The following is a 23,651-nucleotide window of genomic DNA, read 5'->3' as shown; positions in this document are numbered from 1 at the left end:
GAAGGTTGCTCCGCGCAGCCGCCGCCGGCGCGCGGCCGAGGCTACCCCGTGAGCCCCGGGACCGGCTGCGTCCGCGCGAGCTCGTCCGGGTAGCGCTGGAACCACGACGACAGCAGCAGCACCTCGTCGATCTCGCTGAGCGGCACCGGCGCGGCGGCGGGCTCCGCGGGGCCGTAGACGTCGGCCGTGAGCCGCGCGAGCGCGCGGCGGTCGTCGTCCGAGCGCGGCGCCGCGGCCTCGGCGCGCACGCTGCCGCGCCGGACGAGATAGACCCGATCGTCGCCCTCGTGGCCGGGGACGGTGTAGAGGAACGAGAGCGATTCGATGGCGAAGCGGAGCCGCCCCAGCTCGCCGCGCAGGGCCGTGAGGCGCTGGATCCGGTCGCGCAGCGCCGCGGCGCGCTCGAACTCGGCGCGCTCGCGGCAGGCCTCCATCTCGTCGCGGAAGCGGCCGATCGGGCCGTCGCTCCGGCCCTCGAGGAAGGCGCGGGCGAGCGCCACGCGATCGCCGTACTCCCGCGACGAGCAGCCCGCGACGCAGGGGCCGAGGCAGCGCTTGATCTCGTAGCGGATGCAGCCCGGCGTGCGGCGCTCGAGCGAGAAGAGCGTCTGCTGATCGTTGAAGAGCACCGGCACGTCCTCGGCGCAGTCGCGCATCCCGAGCGCGTTGGAGAGCGCGCGCACGGCCTCGCGGACGCGGCCCGCGCCCGTGAACGGCCCGTAATAGAGCGCGCCCGGATCGCGCGCCGGCCCGCGCACGACATGGAGCTTCGGCGCCGGCCCGCGCGTGACCTTGATGAAGGCGTAGCGCTTGAGGTCGCGCTTCATGGCCACGTTGAAGCGCGGCCACAGCCGCCGGATGAGCCGGAGCTCGGCGAGGAGCGCGGCGAACTCGCTCGGGCAGTACTCCCACGCGACGTGGCTCGTCTCGCGGAGGATGCGGGCGCCCTTCTCCTCGGGCTCGCAGCGGAAATAACCGAGCAGCCTCGTGCGCACCCGCTTCGATTTGCCGACGTAGAGGACGGTGCCGTCCTCGGCGGCCATCTGGTAGACGCCGGGCCGGTTCTCGGCGCCCGTCCGCACGAGGCTGCGGAGCCGCGCGAGCCGCTCTTCATCGCCTGGGCCCTTCCGGGCGGGGAGCAGCGCCGCGCGCGACATCGTCCGATGTTCTTGCGAACCCGCGGCGGGCGCGCAAGCCGCGCCGCCGAGAACCCGCTCTAGCGTCGAGGCCGCCAGCCCGCCGCGGCAGCGCAGCCCGAACGCCGGCCGCTCGGCGCCGGCGGCTTCCGGGCGTCCTCGGCCGCCCTCGTGGACACCCTTCCTTAGCCCCACCCGGACGGCGCGGCGCGAGACCGCGGGCATGACGGGACGAGCTCAGGGCGACCGACGCCTACTCGCACGCGGCGAGGTCGACGGTATCAGGAGCGAAGCACGTCACGCGCTCACCGGATCCTTCTTCGCCGCAGGACACGTAATATTCACGGATGAACCCGAATTCCGCATCGAACGAGAGCTCCGAGAGCTCGCAGTCCTCTGAGGTGGACTGGGCCACATCGAACATCCACGCGATGGGCTCGTCCACGATCGTCAGATCGTCGATGTCGCTCCAAGGCGAGTTGTCGTTGGGGAATTTCTCGCGCGCTGCGACGACCTGGCCATCCTCGACGGCCACGCGCCGGCAACCGGCGGAGAAGCCCGTCGCGCACATCTCGACGACGTAGCTCGCGACGTGCTTTTCGTTCCACGTCTCACGTTGCCGCTCGATGCGCTCCGCGTCGCCGTCGCCACACCCCGAGAGAAGGGCCATGAGAGAAAGAGGAATCATGAATTTGTAGATTGCCGTCATGTCGAGCCGCAAGTGCAAGGCTCATGCCTGAGCGGCTGTGCCACCGGCGTTCCGGGGATCGCTGCCGGAAACCCGCGCAGTGGCACACCCGTCAGCTCCTCCGCGACGGTCTTGTCGCCCCTCACGGCGCAGCGCGTTCGTCGGCGCCGAGATCGTGCGCGCCGCGCCGGGGCTCGCCGCCGATCGCGCCGGCGATCTCTCCAGCAGACGCGGCCGCGCCGCCGTCGATCGCCGAGCCCTGCCCCGCGGCCAGGTGCAGCTCGGTGCCTTGGGCATCGGCGAGCAGGAAGGCGGCGCCTTCTCCAGGTTGCCAGCGAGCGCCGGGCGGCCGAGCATGCGGGAGGCGGGTATGACCTTCAAGGCGTGTGTCGAGCATCGGGGCGACGGGCTCCTCTTCCCACCGAAGCTCCGCGGAGAGATGGAGGTCTCCCTGAGAGGTCAGCCGCTGGAGCACTACCGTGAGAGCCTCGTCGAGGTGCCAGGCCTCGAACGCACGATGCCGTTCTTTCGTACGCTCGTCTGCTCCATGCCGGACGGGAGGGCCGCCGAGCACCTCATCCTCCAGGCGACCGATCCGTATTTCAGCGAGCGGCGCCTCGTCTCCTTGACTCCCTTGCTCGCTGACTTCGCCGGGAGCGCGTCGCTGTCGTTTCTCGTGATCAGCCGGACCGGATGGGCCAAGGTGTTCCCTGGGCCAGCCGCGCCATCGATCGCGATCGCGGTCGCGGCGGTGAAGAGCTACCACGGGTGGGACGAGAGCGAGCCGATCGTCGTGAAGGCCGGCCGCCTGAGCTACGCCGTGAGCGGGCCATCGGACGGCTGTGCATGGAGCGCCGAGCTCTCGGCGGTGTGACCTGGCGGCGGGCCGAGCGGCCGCGGGGACGCGCCGCCCCGGTCAGTGGTCGTCCGGGGGCATGAGCCCGCGCACCAGCTTCTGCGCGCTCGCCATGCTGGAGACCACGCTGTGATGCTGGACGGCCTTCTCGACCGCCGCCTTGAGCCCCGACACGTCGCCGTTCTTGTCGAAATAGCCGAACGCCTTGTGGGTCGAGAGCAGGTCTTGCTTCTCGAGGATGTCCTGGAACGCGGTGTAGAAGATGATGGGCACCTTCGGGTACAGCGCCTTGATCTTCAGGTAGGCGGTGAGCCCGTCGATCCCCGGCATGCGGATGTCCAGGATGACCAGGCTGGTCATCTCCGTCACGCCGGCGATGCCCTCCTGAGCGTTCGCGTACAGGCGCACGTCGTAGTCGTGCCGCAGCGTGAACGCGAGCGCGGACCGCATCCTCGGGTCGTCGTCGATGACGACCACGATCGGCCGCTCCTTCGGCGGGTCCTCCGGCGTGACGTCCGAGGCTCCGCGAAAGCGCCTGGTGAATTTCGCCGTTGTCATCTTGGCGCCCCCTTTCAGTTCCCGGCGAGGTTGAGCTCGATTCGGCCAGCGGTGGTGACGGCCGGCTGCGGCTGCCCGCGCGGCACCGCGCGCGGGAGCCGGACGACGAACGTCGTGCCGCGCCCCGCGTCGCTGTCGACATCGATGGTCCCGCCATACATCGCGACGATGCGAGAGACGAAGCTGAGCCCCAGGCCCACGCCGGTCGTCGGCTTCGTCGAGAAGAACGGCTGGAAGATCTTCGCGAGGTTGTCGGGGGAGATGCCGTCGGCGTTGTCGCTGACGGTGAGGACCTGGAAATCCCCCTCCTCGGCCGTCTCGATCCGCACCCGCCGCCCGCGGCCGTCGCCGACCAGGAGCAGCGCGTCGCGCGCGTTCAAGACGATGTTGTTCACGATGGAGTCGAAGTGCGACTCGTGCCCCACGACCGCCGAGCCGCCCCGCAGATCGAGCTCGACCGACACGCCCTGGCGCGCGAACTCGTCGCGGTGCCGCGCCGCGACCGACTCGACGATGCGGCGGAGGCTCACGACCTCGTTGCCGGCGAGCGCGACGCCGAGCTTCGAGTACTCCAGGATGCTGTTCGTGACGCTCAGCGCGCGCGCCGTGCAGTCGCCCACCATGCAGAGCACGCTGTCCAGCGTCTCCTCGGCCTCCTCGATGTCGCCCAGGCGCGCCAGGACCGAGCCGAGCTTCCCGTCGGGGATGTCGTCTTTGAGCAGGTCGAAGAGCTCGCCGAGCCGGGCCGCGTTCTTCGCGCACACCGTCTCGCCGCCCTGGCTCACGGTCCCGAGCACCATCGCCGCCCCCGAGAGGGCGTTGCGCATCTCGTGCGCGAAGCCGCCCGCCATCTGGTTCTCGACCGCCTCCCGCTCCAGCCGGACGATCGTCGCGTGGGCCTCCTCGAGCTCCGCCGTGCGCTCGCGGACCTTCTGCTCCACGCCCGTGTAGAGCTTCGCGTTCTCGATGGATATCGCCATCTGCGAGGACAGCATCGTGAGGAGCTCCAGCCTGTCCTGGGTGAACGTGCCGGTCGCCGTATTGTTCTCCAGGTAGATCGCCCCGTACAGATCGTTATGGTGAACGATCGGCGTGCAGAGCACCGATCTCGGGCGGCGCTGCGCGACGTAATCGTCGCGCTGGAACTGCCGGTCCGCGGAGGCGTCGGCGAGGACGACGCTCTGGCCGGTCCGCGCGACGTACTGCACGATCCCGGCCGAGACGAGCGGGCGATCGTCGGCCGCGGCCTGGGTGAGCGGCAGCCCCGGGAAGTGCGCGTCCTCGCGGCCGTCGGTCCAGTCGACCTCGGCCTCGACCCGCAGGCCGTCGCTCTCCCGGAGCACGAGGCAGCCGCGCTGGGCGCCGGCGTTCTCCATGGCGACCGCCATGAGCTTGGTGAGCAGCCGGTCGAGCACGATCTCCCCGGAGATCGCCTGCGCGGCCTTCAGCACCGTCCGCAGATCGAGGCGGGACGCGCCGAGCGAGGTCGTCGTGACGAACGTCCGCGAGGGCGCGACCTCCGTCGATCGCTGCGAGAGCGGCTCGCGCGGGGCGAGCTGCGGATACCGCTCCTGGAGCTCCTGCGTCTTGCGGACGGCGCCCCAGAGGTTGTAGTGATAGCAAGCGTCCGCGAGGTACACGCGCGCGAGCTTCTCCTTGCCCTGCGCGAGCCAGAACCGGCCCGCGAGCTCGCAGGCCACCGCGGCCTCGTTCACGTAATCGTGCTCCGACGCGGACGCGATGGCGCGGTCGTACAGGTCCAGCGCCTCGGCCACGCGGCCGTCGATCCGCGCGAGCTCGGCCTCCACGAGCAAGACCCTGTGCAGGAAGTTGCTGGCGCACGTCTCGGACAGGGCCTTGAGCTTCGCCTGGTTCTCCGACACCTTGGCGCGGTAGCGCTCCTTGTCTTCCGGCGAGGCCGCCGGGTAGAGCGCGGTCATCGCGAGGGAGTAATAGAAGTTGTGCAGCGGCGTGAACACCTTGCCCGTGCTCGCGCCGAGGGTCGGCTCGGTCTCGGCGGCGTGCTTGTACGCGAGCTCGTAGTCGCCGAAGACGAAATAGAGCATCGCTTGCGCCGTGTGGATGTAATTGACGGTGTTGAAGTTCTTCGTCGCGTACAGGCCGGGGAGCACCTGCTCGGCGTCGAAGAACTCTCCCTTGATCTTGGCCGCGTGCTCGGACCTGCCGGTGAGGTTCCGGATCACCTGGCGCCACACGCTGAGCTGGTTGATGACCTGCTCTTGCTTGAACTTGAAGACCTCCTCGATGTACCGCTCGAACGCCGACTCGAGCTCGAGGAGGTTCTGCCCGGAGACGGCGCCGCAGACGAAGGCGTTGATGAGGCAGTACGCGGCGCTCTCCGCGTCGCCGTTCTCGGCGTAGCTCAGGTATCCCTCGATGAGCGGCGCCTGGCTCTCGCGCGCGGGGCGGTAGAAGTGCCGCGAGAGCCCGTAATAGAAGTTGTAGACGCTCGCCTTGTAGAGCGGCTCGTCCCGGCGCCGGTGCGCCTCGATCGCCAGCTCGCCGAACCGGGACCCCGTCGCGATGTCGCCCACGCCGGCGTTGACGAGGACGCTGAACGCCGCGAACGCATACGGCGCGAGCGGCGACTCGCCGTGATCCATCGTCAGGTCGAGCGCGCGGCAGATGAAGAGCCCGAGCATCTCCGGCGCGGCGAAGTACGACGCGTGGATCGCGCGCCGGAGGATCACGAGCGCCGCCTGCTTCGGGGCCGCCGTCATCGGCGGGAGCCGGCCGAGGCGCTCGAAGCCCAGCTCGGCGACCTGCTTCGTCGTCTTCGTGTAGGCGTCGAGGAAGTCCTGCATGCCCGGGCTCGCGGGGAACGTCTCGCCGAGCTGCGCGAGCGCCTCCACGGCGGTGTCCACGGCCTGCCGGAACTCGGCCTGGGTGTGGTGATAGAGGATGAGCAGCTGGTAGAGCTTGCTCCTGTCGATGACGTCGTGGATCTCGCTGAGCGCCGCGTCCACGAGCTCCTTCATGGCGCCGAAGTCGGCGTTCATGCACGCGGCCTCGGCGGCGCCGATGTGGAGCGCGCTCGTCAGCGCGTGGTCGCGTCGCCAGGCGCCCGCGGGCAGCAGCGCGAGGCCCTCGGAGAAGTAGCCGCGCGCGGCGTCGAAGGCGGCGGAGAGCAGCGCGCGCCGGCCCGCGAGGAGGTTCAGCTCGGCGAGGCGCCGGCGCTCGGCGGCGTCGCTCAGGCGGTCGGCGCCGCGGTTCAGGTGGTGGACGAGGTCGAAGACCTCCTCCTCGGGGGCGCGCCCGCCGAGGCTCCGCAGGAGGAGCCGGCCGATGTCGGCGTGCAGGCCGCCGCGCTCGCCCTCGTCGACCATGGCGTAGGCCGCCTGCTGGACGCGATCGTGGAGGAACCTGTAGTCCGGGAAGACGAGCGGCGCGGCGAGATCGTCGGGGACCGCGGGCTCCATCGGGGACAGCGGGACGATGAGGCCCTCGTGCAGCGCGGGCAGGAGGCGCCGGTGGGCGTCGCCGCGCGTCGCCTCGAGGATGACCGCGAGCCTGCCCAGGTCGAAGCGGTTGCCGAGGCACGACGCGGACATGAGCGCGCGCTGCGTGTCCGCGGGGAGCCCGCGGAGCTTGTCGATCATCAGCTCGACGACGTTGTCGGTGATGTTCCTCGACTCGATGTGCTCGACGTCCCACGTCCACGCCGCGCGGCCGGCGTCGTACCGGAGGCACCCGGTCTGGTGCAGCGTGCGGAGGAACTCGTTGACGAAGAACGGGTTGCCGCCGGTCTTGCGGGCGACCAGCGCGGCGAGCGGCATGACCGCCGCGGGGTCGGCGCGCAGCGCGTCCGCGAGCATCCGGCAGACCATCTCGGTGCTGAGCGGCCCCGGGGCGATCTCGCGCACGATCGCCCCTTCGCGCCGCAGGGACGCGAGCGCGGCCGAGAGCGGGTGAGCGGCGCCGACCTCGTTGTCCCGGTAGGCGCCGATCACGAGCAGGCCGCGCAGCCCGGCGTCGGTCATCAGGAGCTCGATGACCCGGAGCGACGCCGCGTCGGCCCACTGGAGGTCGTCGAGGAAGACGGCGAGCGGGCGCTCGGCGTCGCAGAACACGCGGACGAAGTTCTGGAGGACGCGGACGAAGCGGTTCTGGGACTCGGCGGGCCCGAGCGCCTGGACGGGCGGCTGCTGGCCCACGATGAGCTCGATCTCCGGGATGACGTCGACGAGGACCTGCCCGTTCACCCCGAGCGCGGCCTTGATTTTCGCGCGCCACTCCGCGAACTGCGCCTCCGGCTCGGCGACGATCTGCCGCACGAGGTCGCGGAACGCGCTGGTGATCGCGGTATACGGGGTGCTCCGCTTGAGCTGGTCGTACTTGCCGGCGACGAAGTACCCGCGCACCTCGGTGATCGGCTTGTACAGCTCGTGCGCCAGCGCGGACTTGCCGACCCCCGAGTACCCGGCGATGAGCATCAGCTCGGTGCCGCCCCGCGCGACGCGGCCGAACGCCTCGAGCAGCGCCTTCACCTCGCTGGCCCGCCCGTAGAGCTGCTGCGGGATGCGGAGGTCGCCGGAGGCGTCGGCGCGGCCCAGCGGGAACGGCGCGATCTCGCCCGCGGCGTCGAGGCGGCTCTGGCACGCTTCCAGGTCGTGGAGGAGGCCCGCCGCGCTCTGGTAACGGTCCTCGGCCGTCTTCGCCATGAGCTTCATCACGATGTCGGACAGGGCCTCCGGCACGCTCGAACACCGCGCGCGCGGCGGGGCGGGGTCGCGCGCGATGTGGCAGTGCACGAGCTCCATGGCGTCCTTCGCGTCGAAGGGCGGCGCGCCCGTGAGGAGCTCGTAGAAGGTGGCGCCGAGCGCGTAGAGATCGGTGCGATGGTCGAGCGACCGGTTCATGCGGCCGGTCTGCTCGGGGGAGATGTAGGCGAGGGTCCCCTCGATCACCGCGGGGCTCTTGATCGACAGCTCTTCCCGCGAGAGCCGCGTCGAGATGCCGAAGTCGATGATCTTGACCGTTCCGGTCTCGCGGTTGAAAACGAGATTGGACGGATTGATATCCTTGTGTATAATTCTGCTCTCGTGGACATCGCGGAGCGCGCGCGTGATCGCGATGGCGAGCGGGAGGAATGCCGCGGTGTCGAACCTGCCGCTTTGCAGGTGGTGCGCCAGCGCGTGGCCGCCGAAATCCTCGAGCACGAGGAGGAGCCCCTTCTCGTGCCGGCAGAGGTCGAGCGCCCGGACGACGCCCGGCGCTTCCAGGTTGCGGAGCACCGCGTATTCATGCCTGTAACGCGTGAGCTCCGTCTGGCTGGGGTAGTCTGAGCGCAGCAGCTTGAGGACGACCGTGCGCCCGTCGCCGGCGCGCCGGCCCCGGTAAACGACCGAGTTTCCGCTCTCGTAGATCTTGGCGATCGCTTGATAACCCGAGATCGTCAGCATCGCTCCCCTCGACGGACGTGGACGTGTTCTCGAAGCACGGACGGCCCACGGCGCAGCGTGACCGGCAGTGGTTGTGTCCGGGATGATACCACGACGACACTTTGCGGCCGGACGAATCTCGCTGTGGGGTGTGCGTGGATGTCTGTCGTGGATGTCTGTTCTGGTCCCAGGTGCTGCGGCGGTATCCAGGCCAACGACGTCTCCGGACAGGCGCCTCGCGGCCCGAGGGCGATGGGCCGCGCGCGGCTGAGGGCCCGCCCACATCGGCTGACGGTTCGCCAGGGCGGGCGCGCGCTGCTCGAAACTTCCACGCTGCGCGGAGGGAGGGGCACGACGTAGGTGAACCTGCGCGCCCGGCGCGTCTGGCGACCGCGTCCGGCGGGGAGCTGCGACTGCCCTTGTGTCGCGGCGCTCCGGAGGGGTTCTCGTAGGTCTCTCTGACGCGGTGGCGAAGCAGGGAGTCGCCGGAACATTTACGCTCCCTATGGAATGCTTGCGCCGCAAAGCATCCGGCAAGTAGCTTGATGCCATGTCGACGCGATGCGTGGGAGTCGCCTGGTCGCTGCTGTTCGCCACCCTGACCGCGGGCTGCACGGGAGAGTCGGGGTCGGCGGCGAGCGGCGGGACCGGGGCGTCGAACGCGAGCGGCGCCGGGGCGGGAGCGTCGAGCGGCGGCGGCGCCGGGGCGTCGAGCGCGAGCGGCGGCGGCGGCGGTGGAGCGTCGAGCGCGAGCGGCGGTGGAGCGTCGAGCGCGAGCGGCGGTGGAGCGTCGAGCGCGAGCGGCGGTGGAGCGTCGAGCGCGAGCGGCGGTGGAGCGTCGAGCGCGAGCGGCGGTGGAGCGTCGAGCGCGAGCGGTGGTGGGGCCGGGGCGTCGAGCGCGAGCGGCGGCGGCGCGGGCGGCGATCCGGGCCCGGGCGCGTGCGCGGTCACGCGGGACCGAATCCGCATCACCGAGATCGACGTCGGAGTCCGCGTGATCAACAACGAGGACGAGGCCGCGCTGATGCCGCTCGTCATCTCGCCGATCCCGTCCGGGGCCGGCGGCTCGCGCCTCGCGTGGATGAGCGACGACGACCGGGTCCACGTCGCGGAGCTCGACGCGGACGACCGGGCCGTGGGCCCCTCGTTCGGCTTGCCGGCGAACGATTTCTCCGACCTGTACGCCGACGCCGAGGGCGGCGTGCTGCTGCTCACCCGCGACGCCGAGGGCGGCGGGACCTTGAATTGCGGCGCGCCGGAGAACCTGTGCGGCACGCCGCCGTCCCCGCCGATCCCCTGTCACGACATGTACATGGTCCGCTTCGACGGCGCGCGCGAGACCTGGGCGACCAAGCTCACCAGCTCGAGCGCCGCGCTGCCGCCGTACTCGATCGGCCCCACCGGCCCCAACGTGTTCATGATCTGGTGGTATGCGCACCACGGCCGCATCGCCTTCGACGGCTCGCGCTACGCCGGCTATTTCGGCGCCGCGCTCAGCGTCTCGCAAGGGGGGTGCATCAACATCCATCAGGGCGACCGCATGCAGGTGGTCGACGCGAGCGGTGAGCTCCAGAGCGGCGGCTTCGACTGGGGCTGCAGCCACAGCGGCTACGAGCGCATCCTCTGGGACGAGAGCGCCCGGAAGTTCGTGACGGTGTGCAAGACCGACAACAACAACCGCATCGCGTTCGCGCCCGATTACAAGACCATCTATCCGGTCGATCTCGCCTACTCGAACCTGGGGAACCTCGTCGCGGCGTCCGGCGGCGGCTACTGGCTCACGGCGAGCAACATCCGCCCGGGCCAGCCGGCGGGCTCGAACGGGCTCGCGGACGTGCGGCTGCTCCACTTCACGGGCGGCGCCGCGGACAAGGACCTCGTCATCGCCAGCGCTTCCGGCCTGAACCACCGGGCGCCGCACCTGGCCGCCTACGGCGGCTCCCGCATGCTCGCGGCCTGGGAGACCACCTCGCGCGCCGGCGACATCGCGCGCAACGACCCGGAGCGCACGCTGTACGTGCAGACGCGCGATCGCGCCACCGGCGAGGCCGAGGGCGAGCCGATCGAGATCGACCTGCTCGGCAATCGATACCAGGATTTCGTCGCCTTTCCCGACGGGAGCGTGGCCTTCGCGGCGCCCGGCAGCGCGAGCACCAAGATCCGGGTGCTGCGCGTCCTGCCCTGCGAGTAGCGCGCCCCCCCTCGGACGTCGCCGCGCGCCCCCCTCGGACGTCGCGGCGCGGGCCTCGGCGCGGGGCGGCGGCTCAGGCGGCGCTCTCGACGGGCCGGAGCTTGCCGCGCTCGACGCCGGCGCTCGCCGTGGCGCCGGCGTCGACGCGCGCGGCGAGCATCGGGCGGAACGCCGCGCGGTACGCGAAGGCGAGGTAGACCTCGAGGGCGAGGACGAGCCAGGCGACGGGGTTCGGCGGCGTCAGGAAGGTGTGGAACGCGACGATGTTCACCACGATGGGCGCGAGGAGCGCCAGCGCCAGCGGGACGTAACGGTTCGAGAGCAACAGGGCGCCCGCGACGACCTCGGTCCCCTTGATCAACGGGAACATGTAGCCGGTCGCGGCCAGCGCGGCCCCGAAGCGGGCGGCGGCCTCCGGCGCCGGGGGTTGCGGCAAGAACTGCAAGAAGCCGTTGAGCCCGAAGACGAAGAACACGAGCCCAAGGAGGATGCGGGCGGCGGAGGGGGCGAAACGCTTGACGGTGTTCATGGCAAAGCCTCGCTGAGGTGAGGCGGGCCCTCCCGCTCGGAGCGCCCGCCCCCTTTCTATGAGCGCTCGCCGAGACCGGTGCTATCGTGCAACGGCTCAACGCAGCGTTGCGCCTGCGCAACCTGGCGTGAGCGAGCGACGACGCCCAAACCCTCGTGAGGTCCCTCGATGCCCAGCCCCCGCGCGGCCGCCCGCGCGCAATCGCACAGGGCGCCCCAGCTCGACGAGATCGCCGCGTTCGCCAAGGTGGCGGAGCTCGGCTCGTTCACGGCCGCGGCCGCGCAGCTCGGGGTCCCGAAGTCGACGGTGAGCCGCGCGGTGACGCGGCTGGAGGAGGGCCTCAAGGTGCGGCTCCTCCACAGGTCGCCGCGCGCGGTCGCGCTGACCGAGGCGGGCCGCCGCTTCTTCGGCGACGTGGCGCCCCACATCGCCGGGCTCCGCGACGCGGCGCTGGCGCTCGACGCCTACCAGGGCCAGCCGCAGGGGCTGATCCGGCTCAGCGCGCCCCCCGACGGGGGCGAGTCGTTCGTGGGCGACCTCCTCGTCGATTTCTGCGCGCGCTATCCGCTGCTCTCCGTGGAGGTCGACCTCTCCTCTCGCCAGGTCGACCTGCTCCGCGAGGGGTTCGATCTCGCGATCCGCGCGACGCGCGAGCTCCCGGACTCCTCGCTGGTCGCGCGCAAGCTGTTCGACTCCGACGTGCAGCTCTTCGCGGCGCCCTCGTACCTCGCGCGCCGCGGCCTGCCGCGCGCGATCGACGACCTGATGGACCACGAGCGGGTGGTGTTCCTCCCGAGCTCCAGGCGCGGCCAGTGGCCGGTCGGCGACGCGCGCTCGGTGCGCGACGCGCTGTCGACCGGGCGCATCGCCACCGACAACTTCCAGCTCATCCGCTCGGTGCTCCGCGCGGGCGGCGGCATCGGGCCGCTCCCGCGCGTCCTCGCCGCGCCCGACCTGGCGAGCGGGCGCCTCGTCCACGTGCTGCCCGAGTGGTCGCAGCGCGCCGGGACCGCGTACCTCGTCTATCCGAGCGCGCGGCACGTGGCGCGGAACGTGGCCGTGTTCCGCGATTTCGCGCTCGCCTGGGTGAAGCGGCTCGCGTGAGCGGGGTTCTTTTTTTTGCGCCTTTGCGCCTTTGCGCCTTTGCGTTGAAATCTCTCCCGGATCCCCGGCCGGACCTCTGATACGAGGAACTATCCCTCTTCCGGAGGCGGCCCGCGGAAGGCGTCGAGCCCGGCGACCGGCTCGAGCTTCACCGGGCGCCCCTCGCGCGCCGACGCGTAGATGGCCTCGATGAGGCGCATGTCCTGGAGCCCCTCTTCGCCCGGCGTGTGCGGCCGCTTATCGTCGAGCACGCACCGGGAGAAGTGGTCCATCTCCAGGGCGAAATGGTTCTTCTCGGGGAGCTTCCACTCGCTCGCGTCCTCGATCGGGCTGTCGGGCACCTTGCGCGACACGCGGATGCGGAGGCCCTGGTACGGGAACGCGGGGTCCATCTCCGCCCAGCCCTCGGGCCCCATGACGCGGAAGCGCTTCGACTGGTGGCAGCTGTAGCTCGTCGAGCAGACCGCGCGCGCCCCGCTCGGGAACCGCAGGAGGAAGTCGACGGTCTCGTCGACCTCGCGGAAGCGCGGGTCGTCGGGCGTGCTGTAGGCGGACCCGATCACCTCGATCGGCTCCTCTCCCGTGAGGTAGCGCGTCGCGTTCAGGCAATAGATCCCGATGTCCGGGAGCGCCCCGCCCCCGGCCAGGGCCCGCTTCAGGCGCCACTGGTCGGGATCGCCCTGGTGCTGGGCGTTCACCGCGGTGATCGTCTTGATCGGGCCGAGCGCCTTCGACCGGCAGAGGCGGATCATCTCGCGGTGATGGGGCTCGTACTGGAGGCGGTAGGCGACCATCAGCTTGCGGTTCGCCCTCTTGCACGCGTCGATCATCTCCACGCACTCGGCCGAGGTGTTGGCCATCGGCTTCTCGCAGAGCACGTGTTTGCCCGCCTGGGCCGCGCGTATCGTGTACTCGCGGTGCATGCTGTTGGGCAGCACGACGTAGACGACATCGACGGCCTTGTTGTCCTTGATGCGGTCGAACGTCTCGTAGCTGTAAACGCTCTTCGGGTCGATCCCGTACTGCCCGGCCACCTGCGCGGCCTTCTGCGCGTCTCCGCTGACGAGCGCCGTGGGCCGCGAATATTTGCACTCGCCGAACGCCGGGAGGAGCTCCTCCAGCGAGAGCCGCCCGAGGCCCACGATGGCGTACCCGACGCGCTTGTCCGGGGCCAGCGGGGCCGGCATCTGCTCGGATTCGCGCTCGGTGGGCGCCATGAGGCGAGGCAGCTTGACCGCCGCGGGCCGGTCCGGAGACGCGCCCACGCCGCTCTCGGCCCTGGCGCACGCGGCGCCCAGCTTGGCCACGACGCCCGCGACCGCGACGCCGCCGGCGGTGCGCAGGAGGCCGCGGCGGGAAACCATGTCTCGAGAACCACCCATCGAATCGCTCCTTGCCGAAGTGCCACGGGCGTTCCGCCCCATGGCGTGACACGCTGGCCACACGCCGCGCGGCGGCCGTCCTGGCCGACTCACCCGCGGCGAGGCCGCCCTTGCCGCCTCACCCGCGGCGCGTGGCCTCGTAGACGCCCGCGCACGCCGTGCCGAGGGCGATGCCGGCGAGGTACCCGCCGAGCGAGTCGGTCGACCAGTGCCGGTCGAGCACCAGCCGGCCGAGGCCCGACGCCGCCGAGGCGAGCGCGAGCGGCGCCGCGATCCACGGGCCGGCGACGTCCTCGCGCACGAGCACGTAGCCGCCCGCGATCGCCACGGCGGTCGTCTCGAGCGCATGGCCGCTCGGGAAGCTCTGCTCCCAGGGCTCCTGTCGCCCCGGGGGAGGGGCGCGGTGCTTCACCGCGCGGTCGAGGATGCGGCTCAGCGCCGCGGCCCCGATCGAAGCGCCGGCGATCGTCAGGGCGCCGCCCGTCTTGCCCTGCCGCAGCAGCGCGCCGGCCGCGAACAGCGAGAGCGGGACGTGGACGTACCACTTGCCGAGCGGGCCCGAGAGCTCCGCCGCCTTCTTGCGCGCGCGCTTGGCGCGCTTCTTCGCCTTCTTGCGCGCGCGTTTGTCGAGATCCCACGTCTCGCGATCGGCCACGCGATCGGCGAGCACGCCGAAGCCCAGCGCGGCGGCGGCGGCCGTACCGAGCAGGGTCGCCGCGGCGACGTCTTTCTTCCGCATCTTTGCCCTCACGCGAGCCGCTCGCCCGCCGGGGCGGCGGGCCGGCTCGATGCCCGTGCCCGGCCGCGATGCAGCGGCGATGCCACGCGGCGGGCGGGCACGCCGGAGATGGATAATGACGACGGCTCTGGCGGAGCGCGCGCCGATCGACCGCGCCGGCGCACGGCCGTGTTTCGCGGACGTCCCGGCTTGGATACGCTGTCTGGCGCGCTCGCCCGTCTCGCGCGTGGATCCGGTGCCGAGCACGCCGCTCTTCGAGGCCCCGCACCCGCCATGTACCGAACCGCCGCCACCCTGCCGCCCGAGCCGCCGCGCGAGTGGCAGCTCATCGTCGAGGCTCACCTGTACGAGCACCTCTCGGTGCCGGAGGCCTGGCTCGCGCGCGCGGGGGGCACGGTCGCGCTGCTCGTGGGCGCGCGGATGCTCGCGCCCGAGCACCACGGGGAGAACCGCGCCTGGCTGTTCGGCGATCTGCGGCGGGTGGAGGGCCAGCGGCCGCCGCTCGTCGCGCCCACCTCGTTCGGCCTGGAGCGCGTGTGCGCGCCGGGCGAGGCGGAGGCCGCGCCGCGGCACGTCGCGGTCTGCCCCTGGCCCGACGCGGCGGGCATGACGCTGGCGGGCATCGCGCGCTACCTCCCGGGGGCGCGCTTCGAGATCGGCGCGGCGGCCGAGGTCGCCGCGCAGCTCGCGCGCGTGCGGCTCGCGGTGCCGCACGCCGGCTTCACGTACGCGCGCGTCGTCGTGTTCGAGAGCGGCGAGGTGCGCGTCGCGCCGCCCCTGCCGGACACGGAGCGCTCGGCGATGCCGAGCTACACGGGGCTCGAGTACCTCGACGACCTGGGGATCGGGGGCTTCCTGCTCCAGGGCCGCGAGGGCCTCGAGCCCGGCTTCGGCGTCGCGTCGGCGCTCTTCGAGCTCGCCGTGGGCTTCGGCGAGGCGGGCGCCGTGGCGAAGCGCCAGTTCCTCGCCGCCGCGCTCACGGCGCACCCCGCGCACCCGCTGCCGTCGGACTTCGGGGTGCGGAGCCGCGAGCTCGACGCGCTCGTCGCGCGGGGCACGTCGGGCGAGGCGTCGCTCCCCGAGCTCGCGCAGGCGCTGGCCGCTCTCAGCCAGGCGCTCGACGGCGCGGCCGCGCTCGGGCGCGCCGTGCGCGCGAGCGTCGCCGCGGCCGCGCCGTCGCCGCCGTACGGGCAGACGCGGGATGGGAAGCGCGTGTACATGCTGTTCCCCGACGTGCAGGCGCTGCCCGTCGGCGCCGGCTGGCCGGCGGCGGCGCCGTGAAGCGGCCGCGCCGGCGCGGGGAGGGGCGCAGCGCCGCCCCGCGTACGCGGCGTGAGGGCCCCTATCGGCAAGCCGCCCACGGAAGAAGCCCACCCGAGAGGAGCCCTCCCTCGACGAGCGGCGATTGCGCATAAGGCCCCTTGCAGCAGGATGCAGAGAGGACCCTTCACGATGGATCTCGGACCTGCCCGCCCCCCTGTCCAACCCGACGGGCGACGCTTGACCGCTCCTGTCCCCGCGTGCTGCGATGGCGGTCGACGAGCATGAGCGCAGAGGCCGATTTCCTCAAGACCTACGTGGAAGCGTTGGAGCAGGGGACGGGCGCGGCCTTCATCGGCGCGGGCCTGTCCATCGCCGCCGATCTCCCCGACTGGCGGAAGCTCCTCCGCGGGCTCGCCGGCGAGCTCGGCCTCGACGTCGACCGGGAGCACGATCTGCCAGCGGTGGCGCAGTTCTACTTGAATCGCTTTGCCAACAACCGGGGCCGGCTGGCGCAGCTCGTGCGCAGCACGTTCCGGCGGCCTGCGACGCCCACCGAGAACCACCGGCTGCTGGCGCGCCTCCCCCTCGAGCACCTCTGGACCACGAACTACGACGATCTGCTCGAGCGCGCATGGGAGCTTCAGGGCAGGCGTCTCGACGTGAAGTCGCGCAACGCCGACCTCACGACGAGCGACCCGGAGGCCCACGCGGTGCTCTACAAGATGCACGGGACGGCGTCGCAGCCGGACGAGATCGTCTTGACCACGGACGACTACGAGCACTACCGCATGAATCGTCCCGGGTTCCTGCAGGTCCTGGGGAGCGACCTGATCACCCGCACGTTCCTCTTCCTCGGATTGAGCTTCACGGATCCCAACCTCGCGTACCTCATGGGCACCTTGCGGGCCTCGTTCGAGAGCGTACAGCGACAGCATTTCACCATCCTGAAGCGCCCGGTCGCCGACTACGACGCCAGGCGCTTCGACCATTTCACCACCGATCTCGAGCGGTATGGCATCCACACGGTGGTTGTCCACGACTACGCCGACATCACCAGGCTGCTCGAGAGGATCGGCCGCGCGTCCGCGCAGCGCAACGTGCTCGTGTCCGGCACCTATCCGGACGACGGCGACGCGGCGGAGCGTGGCTTCATCGAGGCCGTGGCCCGCGGCGTCGGGAGGGTGATCGCCCGCCGCGGCATGAACCTCGTCTCGGGCTTCGGCAGGAGCGTCGGGAGCGGCGCGATCGTCGGTATGCTGGACGAGATCAAGGGCCGGAGCGATGTCCCCATGTCCACGCTGGGCCGCCGTCTGCTCCTGCGGCCGGTGCCGAAGGCGGGCCCGGACGGCGACGAGCTCGGGGAGCTCAGGCGACGTTATCGGGAGGAGCTGATCGCGCAGTCGGGCGTGGTCATCGTGATTGGTGGTATGAAGGACGGCGCCATTTCACCGGGGGTGCTCCAGGAGTTCGAGATGGCGGTGGCCCAGCGGAAGCTCGTGCTCCCGATCGCGGCCACGGGCCACGCCGCGCGGCAGATCTACGAACGAATCCTCGCGCGGCCCAAGGATTATTTCGCGGCGGAGATGGATCTGGGGCTGTTCCGGCGCTTCGGACCAGAGACGGACACGTTGGACGGGATCGTCGCCGCGGTCGATGATTGCCTGGCCCTGAGCGTCAACGCCGCTCCCGTGGGATAACCGCCAGGGCAACGAGCCTGATGCTTCGGGCATCGCCTGGGCGCAGGGCGAGAGCACGGTCTACAACAGGCAGCTCATGCTCAACAACCCGCATCCTGCGCCGGCACGTCGAGGGTCGCGACCTGGATCGTGATCCAGCTTTCGTAGGCCCAGGCTCTCGTGGTAACCTCAAGGGCTCTCCGGCGATCTGCTCCACCGAGCCCGCCGTTGCCTGGAACAAGGAGGTTGCTCGGATGACGCGCAGGGTTCACCTTCGGATCTTCCTCGTCGCTTCTTTCGCTCTCTTGCTCTCGTTCGCCGGGATCCGCCCGGGCGCCGCCCAGTCGAGCTTGCCCTACTGGACCGAGGTTCCGCAGGGCGGCGCCGTCCCCGACGCCGTCTGGGACGGCGCGAGCGCCTATCACGAGGGCCTCTTCTACATCTTCGGCGGGTTGAACGGGACCTACCCGGATGACGAGCCCGTGGCCGCCTTCAGCGCCTTCGACGTCGACACGCTGACCTGGTACGACCTCGGCCAGTACCCGGGCGGGCCGTCCGCCAGGGCCGAGTCGATGATGTGGTGCGTCGCCGAGGAGGACGCGCTGATCGTCTCCGGCGGGAGAGGTCCTTTCCGGCGCGGGCTCGACCTCACGCACCAGGACACGTTCCGGTTCGATCCGGTGCACGGGTGGACGCAGATCGCGCAGAGCGCGGCCGAGCTCGGGCGCGCCAACCGCTCCACGGAGGCGGTCGCCGTGCGCAAGAAGGGGAAGCACAAGACCGTCGCGTACGCCTTCTCGGGCTCTTCGTCGACGCTGCCGGCCTTCATCAACCGTCCGGACGGCCTCCAGCACGACCTGGTCCGCTACAAGAACGGCTGGAAGCAGGTCGCGACCGGCTCGCCCGCCCCGCGCGCTCGCGCCCATCATCCGCTCGTCTACGCCGAGGGCTGGAACGCCCTGCTCGTCTACGGCGGATACACGAACGACGCCGTGAACGGGACCGGCCTCTTCACGCCGGAGAACTACCTCGGCGACCTCTGGATGTTCGACGTCGACACGGAGACCTGGGATCAGCTCGTCTTCGACGAGGCAGGCGGACCGGGCCGCCGCGACAACGCGAAGCTGATCGCCGATGAGCACAACGACCGCATCTGGCTCTTCGGAGGCAGCCAGTTCGACGGTGCCACCCTGTCCGATCTCTGGTACTTCGATCTCCACACAGGGACCTGGACGCGCGTGGACACCGCGATGACGGGGCCCGCGCCGGCGCCGAGGTTCGGGCAGTTCTACTTCACGCGCGAGACCGCCACGGCCTACGAGCTCTACATCTTCGGGGGAGCGACCGCGGAGTTCGCGCCGGTGCTGCTCAACGACATGTGGAGATTGACGATCCCCCTCGGCTGCGGCGGCTGATCGCGGGCGATCCCCGCGGCCGTCGGCGATGTCCGCCGCGCCGTAGCGCAGCGCGAGGTCACCCGCGCGCTGCTCCCGCCGGGCTGGCGGAGCCCGGCATCTACGACCCAATCTCTGGCGGCCGGAGCTAGAGCGCCGATCAGCTTGAAACGCCCGAGAATGAAGAGATTGGAACCACAGAGGCACAGAGGGATGAAGAAAGGATTCTGAGCTCTCTCTTTCTCTGTGTCCTCTGTGCCTCTGTGGTTCATTTTCTCGGGGTTTCAACCCGTTCGGTGTCCTAGCCGCAGCTCGGCACCTCGTCGAAGCTGAAGAAGACCTGCTTGCCCATGGATCGGGACAGCTCGACCATCTCGTCGGCGCCCTTCGAGGGGCCGCCGATCCGCAGGCAGGCGTCGCAGCGGGCGACGAGCCGGCGGGCGACGGGGTGGAAGATCTCGTTGAAGATCTCGTCGCCGATCTGGCGCGACCCGGCGTGCTCGATGAGCGGCAGCGCGAACCACTCGCCCAGGACGGGGAGGTGGCCGGCGCGGAACAGGCGCACGGCCATGTCGTTCATGGCGCGAACGTTGGCGGCGATCAGGGCGGGGTCGTCGTTGGTGCCGGAGCGATAAGGCCCGGCGACGAGGATCATGAGCGGCTGCGCGGTCGTCATCGTCTTGAGTCCTCCAGGGGGTGAGAGCCGACAGAAACGCAGGGGGCGAGGAGCGGTGTCGGGGGGCGGGCCGTCGGCCCGCGAGATCGGGTGAGGCCCGCGCCATGGCGGCCGTCGTGGCGGTTCACGCCCGTCCGGGTCACGCCCGTCCGGGCGCGCCGGTCACGGGGCCTGCAGGTCCTGGTCGGCGCTCTTGAACCAGCGCGTCGCGATGCGGACCGCGTTCGTGGCCGCGCCGAGCCGGAGGTTGTCGCCGACCACCGTGATGCACACGGTCTTCCGGTCGCGGTCCCGGGCGTCCGGGCGGATCCGCCCGACCAGGGCGCGGTCGCGGTCCTGCACGCAGTGGAGCGCGCTCAGGCCCTCGCCCGCGGCGCCGGGGAGGTACTTCACATAGGGCGACTGCGCCGGATCGCTCAGGATGCTCGCCGCGCGCTCGAGGTCCACCGGGCGCTCGAACGTCACCCACGCGTTCTCGTAATGGCCCACGGCGACCGCGACCCGGCAGCACTGCGCGGACACGCCGAGCTCCGGCATCGCCAGGATCTTGCGGCTCTCGAAGATGAGCTTCCGCTCCTCCGAGGAGAAGCCGCTCTCGTCGGTGCCGCCGTTGTGCGGGACGACGTTGCCGGCGTAGCCCGACTGCTTGAACGGGAGGCCCAGCCGGTCGGCGGCCTGGTAGCCGTCGCGCGCGTCCGCGAGGAACGTGTCGAGGGCGGCGATGCCGGCGCCGCTGACCGCCTGGTAGGTGCTCACCGTGACCGCGCTGAGCCCGAACTCCCGGCGCAGGGGCGAGAGCGCGAGCGTCAGCGGGATGGTCGTGCAGTTCGGATTGGCCACGAGCCGGACCGAGTCGTCGATGATGCTCGAGTTCACCCCGGCGGCGACGAGCGGCACCTTCGGGTCGGTGCGGTACGTGTTGCTCTTGTCGATGACGCGGTAGCCGAGCTCCAGGAGCCGCGGGACGTACCGCTTGCTGTGCTCGTCATCCAGGGCGACGAACGCGAGGTCCCCGCGGGGGGCGTCCTGCGCCTCGAGCCGCGACGCGCCGAGCACCTCGTACGACTTGCCGTCGAGGGTGAGCTCCTGGTCCCGGCTCGCGAACAGGGCGAGCGTTGCGCCGGGCCAGGCCCGCGCGATGAGGGTGATGGTTTCGCGACCGACGAGGCCCGTAGCGCCGAGGATGCAGATTCGCATAGGGGCGCTCTTTACCAGACCGGGGCCCTTCCGACGAGGGGCCAGTGGTCGGGCGCGGCGGGCCGCCCGCGGGGGCATCCGCGCGGCAGGGCCGCCGGCGCCGGAGGCAGCGCGCCGCCGCCGCCGGCACCGGGGGCGGACCGGCGCCCGGGACCGACGGAGGGCGCGGCGGCCGCGGCCCCGATGGCGCAGAGCGCCATGGCCGGCGGCCTCGGGTCGGCCTGTCCGGGACGCCCGGGCGTCCCGGCGCCGACCTGCGCGGGCGAGCTCGCCGCCGGCCCCGCGCGGCGCGCGGGCGGCCTGCTCAGATGACCGTGCCCGGGGGGACGACGGCGTTCTTCGGGACGACGACGATGCCCTCGCGGGCCGCGTAGTACTCGGCGTCGGTGTCCTCGCGATCGGGGATGTTGCGGATCACCACCCCCTCGCCGATGCGCGCGTTCTTGTCGATGATCGCGCCGTCGATCCTGCACCCCCGGCCGATGCCGATGGGCGGGAGGCCCCTCGTGCTCTCGGGGGCGTAGCCCTGGAACAGGACCTCGTAATCCGCGCCCATCATCACCGTGTTCGACATCGTGACGTTGGGCCCGATCGACGAGAGCTGCCCCACGACGGACCGGGAGATCTTCGACTCGATGATCCGGCTGCCCTCGGCGAGGAGCACCTGGTCGAGGACCGAGCCGGCGCTGACGTGGGCCGGGGGGAAGAACTGCGGGCGGGTGTAGATCGGCCGCTGGGGATCGTAGAACGAGAACGGAGGATTGGAGTCGGTGAGCGCGAGGCTCGCCTCGAAATAGCTCCGGATCGTGCCGATGTCCTCCCAGTACCCGTCGAACGTGTAGGTCACCATCCGGTGGGTGTCGAGCGCGCGCGGCAGGATGTGGTGGCCGAAGTCGGAGGCGTTGTCGCGCTCGAGCATCTCGTAGAGCGCCTTCGCGCTGAAGATGTAGACGCCCATCGAGGCGAGCCACGGGTTCTTCGGATCGGGGAGCCGCCGCACGCCGTCGAGCAGCTTCATGTCCTTCGGCTTCTCGACGAACTTGACCACCCGCCCGTCGTCGTCGGTGTCCACGATGCCGAGGCGCGACACCTCGGCGGTCGGGACGGGCCGCACCGCGAGCGTGACGTCGGCCCGGGTCTCGCGGTGGCGCGCGAGGAAAGGCTCGTAGTCCATGCGGTAGAGGTGGTCGCCCGAGAGGATCATGACGTCGCGCGGGTTCGGCGACTTGACCTCGACCAGCTGCTTGCGGACCGCGTCGGCGGTGCCCTGGTACCAGTCGCTGTGCGTCGGCGTCTGCTCGGCGGCGAGGATCTGCACGGCGCCCGCGGAGAAGACGTCGAATCGATACGTCTGCGTGATGTGGTTGTGGAGAGAGACCGAGTTGTACTGCGTGAGGATGTGGATGCGATTGAAGCCCGAGTTGAGGCAGTTGCTGATCGGGATGTCGACCAGGCGGTATTTGCCGCCGGTCGGGACCGCTGGCTTCGAGCGCAGCTTGGTGAGCGGGTAGAGGCGGCTTCCGACGCCTCCGCCGAGGATCAAAACCACCACGTCGTTGTGCTTCAAGCGGACCTCCGCAGGTGAGGGGGACGGTTCGACGCCCGGAGCGATGGGCGCGACTAGACTAGCCGATCCTCGGGACCGGTCGAGCCGAATACCATGTTGCGCGAGGTGGTTGCAACTGCCGCGACACCTGGTGATCTCGGGGCAGCCCGCGCGGGAAGCGCGCCGGCCCCGGGGCTGCCGCCGCCGCGCCGGGCGGTGAGCAGCCGCCGCGCCGGGGCGGTGATCGGACGAAAGGGAGAGACAGACAAACCGCCAAGGCGCCACGAGAGCGAATTCTCCGCGTCTCGTGGCGCCTTGGCGGTTTCTTCGTTCAGCGCCTGTCTCGCCCGGCGCGCCGACGTCGCGGGCGACCGCGGCGCCGGGTCGCTCGTGGGCGGGCCCGGGCCGCCGGGCGAGGACGGCGGCCGCGGCGCCGGATCAGCGCATGCCGCCGGAGCCCGGCGTGGTGCCCGTGGCGCCGGGGCTCGTGCCCGGGCTCTGCGTGCCCGTGCCGGTGCCGGTCCCGGTGGTCCCACCCTTCTTGTTCTGCTGATTCCCCTGCTGCGGGCTCGTGGTGGGCGACTGCGTGCCGCTGCTCGTGTCGCCGCGGAAGCCGCCGGGGACCCCCGCGCCCGTGCCCGCACCCGGCGTCCCCGTGCCCGTCGCGCCGCTGCCCGTGGTGCCGGTCGTGCCCGTGGTGCCGGTCGTGCCGGGCGTGCCGGTCGTGCCGGGCGTGCCGGTCGTTCCGGTGGTGCCCGGGGTGCCGGTGCCCGTCATCCCGCTGGTCCCGGTGCCTGTGGCGCCGGTGCCCATGCCCGTCCCGGAAGCCCCCTGCCCAGCGCCCATGTCGCTCGTGCCCGAGCCCATGCCCCCCGTCGAGGGCTGGCCCGTGCTGCTGCCGGTCCCCGGAGCGCCCATGGCGCCGCTCGTCCCCGTGTTCGTCCCGGCGCCGCTCGCGTCCGAGCCCCAGGGCGACTGGGTCCCTTCCGTGGTGCCCGGGGAGCTGGCGCCAGCAGGGCTCTGCGGAGGCTGCGAGTTGCTGGAACAGCCGAATCCGGCGAGAGCGAGCACGGTCGAGAGCGCAAGAGAGTGAACGAGAGTTCGCATGTGATCAGTCTCCTCGCTACCGCCCAAGACGGGCGTGATAGCGCTGAAGCGAGCTCCGGTGTCCCGGAGCCTCGGAACAACGGCAAATCCGTTGGTGTGAGCGGTGGCGGCCCAATGCACGGCGCGAGCCAGCCGCGCGGCAGCCCCGGAAAACAGGCCGCTTCCGGACGTCGCCGTCACGCCGTCATCGCGAGCTCAGCCGCGCGT

At 71.3% G+C, this 23,651-nt stretch carries 18 protein-coding genes; 6 read left to right on the top strand and 12 right to left on the bottom strand.

Going from position 1 to position 23,651, the window contains the following annotated elements:
- Nucleotides 1-41: 41 nt before the first annotated feature.
- The 3 genes from WME83_RS33565 to WME83_RS33555 all read right to left on the bottom strand — a co-directional run bounded on the left by WME83_RS33565 (nt 42) and on the right by WME83_RS33555 (nt 2,221).
- A complete protein-coding gene (locus tag WME83_RS33565) occupies nt 42-1,157 on the bottom strand; it encodes a GIY-YIG nuclease family protein (protein WP_437313789.1) in 1,116 nt (371 codons plus the stop codon).
- Nucleotides 1,158-1,389: 232 nt separating this feature from the next.
- Nucleotides 1,390-1,857 (bottom strand): hypothetical protein, encoded by a 468-nt coding sequence (locus WME83_RS33560; protein WP_437313788.1) that lies wholly within the window; start codon nt 1,855-1,857, stop codon nt 1,390-1,392.
- A 109-nt stretch (nt 1,858-1,966) separates the two neighbouring features.
- Nucleotides 1,967-2,221 carry a hypothetical protein gene (locus tag WME83_RS33555; protein ID WP_437313787.1) on the bottom strand — a complete coding sequence of 85 codons (255 nt, stop codon included), beginning with the start codon at nt 2,219-2,221 and terminating at the stop codon, nt 1,967-1,969.
- Between the two features lie 42 nt (nt 2,222-2,263).
- Here WME83_RS33555 and WME83_RS33550 point away from each other — a divergent pair, with 42 nt between their 5' ends.
- Complete coding sequence (locus tag WME83_RS33550) at nt 2,264-2,698, top strand: hypothetical protein (protein WP_437313786.1); 435 nt, start codon at nt 2,264-2,266, stop codon at nt 2,696-2,698.
- Nucleotides 2,699-2,740: 42 nt separating this feature from the next.
- Here the strand turns inward: WME83_RS33550 and WME83_RS33545 are convergent, their stop codons facing one another.
- Both WME83_RS33545 and WME83_RS33540 read right to left on the bottom strand, forming a co-directional pair.
- On the bottom strand, nt 2,741-3,238 hold the full coding sequence (locus tag WME83_RS33545; protein WP_437313785.1) for a response regulator: 498 nt from the start codon (nt 3,236-3,238) through the stop codon (nt 2,741-2,743).
- Between the two features lie 14 nt (nt 3,239-3,252).
- On the bottom strand, nt 3,253-8,661 hold the full coding sequence (locus tag WME83_RS33540) for a trifunctional serine/threonine-protein kinase/ATP-binding protein/sensor histidine kinase (RefSeq protein WP_437313784.1): 5,409 nt from the start codon (nt 8,659-8,661) through the stop codon (nt 3,253-3,255).
- 529 nt (nt 8,662-9,190) lie between these two features.
- On the opposite strand from WME83_RS33540, the gene WME83_RS33535 reads away from it, so the two are divergent.
- A complete protein-coding gene (locus tag WME83_RS33535; protein ID WP_437313783.1) occupies nt 9,191-10,831 on the top strand; it encodes a hypothetical protein in 1,641 nt (546 codons plus the stop codon).
- Between the two features lie 73 nt (nt 10,832-10,904).
- On the opposite strand, the gene WME83_RS33530 is transcribed toward WME83_RS33535, so the two are convergent.
- On the bottom strand, nt 10,905-11,360 hold the full coding sequence (locus WME83_RS33530) for a DoxX family protein (RefSeq protein ID WP_437313782.1): 456 nt from the start codon (nt 11,358-11,360) through the stop codon (nt 10,905-10,907).
- A 168-nt stretch (nt 11,361-11,528) separates the two neighbouring features.
- Here WME83_RS33530 and WME83_RS33525 point away from each other — a divergent pair, with 168 nt between their 5' ends.
- Entirely contained in the window at nt 11,529-12,464 is a 936-nt protein-coding gene (locus tag WME83_RS33525) for a LysR family transcriptional regulator (protein WP_437313781.1), read from the top strand.
- Nucleotides 12,465-12,553: 89 nt separating this feature from the next.
- Here the strand turns inward: WME83_RS33525 and WME83_RS33520 are convergent, their stop codons facing one another.
- Together WME83_RS33520 and WME83_RS33515 are read right to left on the bottom strand one after the other, a co-directional pair.
- Complete coding sequence (locus WME83_RS33520; protein ID WP_437313780.1) at nt 12,554-13,846, bottom strand: Gfo/Idh/MocA family protein; 1,293 nt, start codon at nt 13,844-13,846, stop codon at nt 12,554-12,556.
- 118 nt (nt 13,847-13,964) lie between these two features.
- Entirely contained in the window at nt 13,965-14,585 is a 621-nt protein-coding gene (locus WME83_RS33515) for a phosphatase PAP2 family protein (RefSeq protein WP_437313779.1), read from the bottom strand.
- Nucleotides 14,586-14,858: 273 nt separating this feature from the next.
- Here WME83_RS33515 and WME83_RS33510 point away from each other — a divergent pair, with 273 nt between their 5' ends.
- From WME83_RS33510 to WME83_RS33500, 3 genes are all read left to right on the top strand, one after another.
- The gene (locus WME83_RS33510) at nt 14,859-15,866 is read left to right on the top strand and encodes a hypothetical protein (protein ID WP_437313778.1); all 1,008 of its coding nucleotides are present in this window, start codon (nt 14,859-14,861) and stop codon (nt 15,864-15,866) included.
- 263 nt (nt 15,867-16,129) lie between these two features.
- Entirely contained in the window at nt 16,130-17,545 is a 1,416-nt protein-coding gene (locus tag WME83_RS33505) for an SIR2 family protein (protein ID WP_437313777.1), read from the top strand.
- Between the two features lie 233 nt (nt 17,546-17,778).
- A complete protein-coding gene (locus tag WME83_RS33500; RefSeq protein WP_437313776.1) occupies nt 17,779-18,939 on the top strand; it encodes a Kelch repeat-containing protein in 1,161 nt (386 codons plus the stop codon).
- A 280-nt stretch (nt 18,940-19,219) separates the two neighbouring features.
- On the opposite strand, the gene WME83_RS33495 is transcribed toward WME83_RS33500, so the two are convergent.
- From WME83_RS33495 to WME83_RS33480, 4 genes are all read right to left on the bottom strand, one after another.
- A complete protein-coding gene (locus WME83_RS33495; RefSeq protein ID WP_437313775.1) occupies nt 19,220-19,594 on the bottom strand; it encodes a DUF4406 domain-containing protein in 375 nt (124 codons plus the stop codon).
- Between the two features lie 162 nt (nt 19,595-19,756).
- On the bottom strand, nt 19,757-20,791 hold the full coding sequence (locus WME83_RS33490) for an aspartate-semialdehyde dehydrogenase (RefSeq protein ID WP_020738474.1): 1,035 nt from the start codon (nt 20,789-20,791) through the stop codon (nt 19,757-19,759).
- Nucleotides 20,792-21,095: 304 nt separating this feature from the next.
- Nucleotides 21,096-22,358 (bottom strand): glucose-1-phosphate adenylyltransferase, encoded by a 1,263-nt coding sequence (gene glgC, locus WME83_RS33485; protein WP_437313774.1) that lies wholly within the window; start codon nt 22,356-22,358, stop codon nt 21,096-21,098.
- Nucleotides 22,359-22,775: 417 nt separating this feature from the next.
- Nucleotides 22,776-23,444, bottom strand: coding sequence for a hypothetical protein (locus WME83_RS33480; protein WP_437313773.1), 669 nt, complete (start codon nt 23,442-23,444; stop codon nt 22,776-22,778).
- Nucleotides 23,445-23,651 lie beyond the last annotated feature (207 nt).

This window comes from Sorangium sp. So ce385 (assembly GCF_051474135.1).
Lineage (GTDB): Bacteria > Myxococcota_A > Polyangia > Polyangiales > Polyangiaceae > Sorangium > Sorangium cellulosum_D.
Note: the sequence above shows the minus strand (reverse complement) of the source record. Positions and strands in the feature narration are given on the sequence as shown.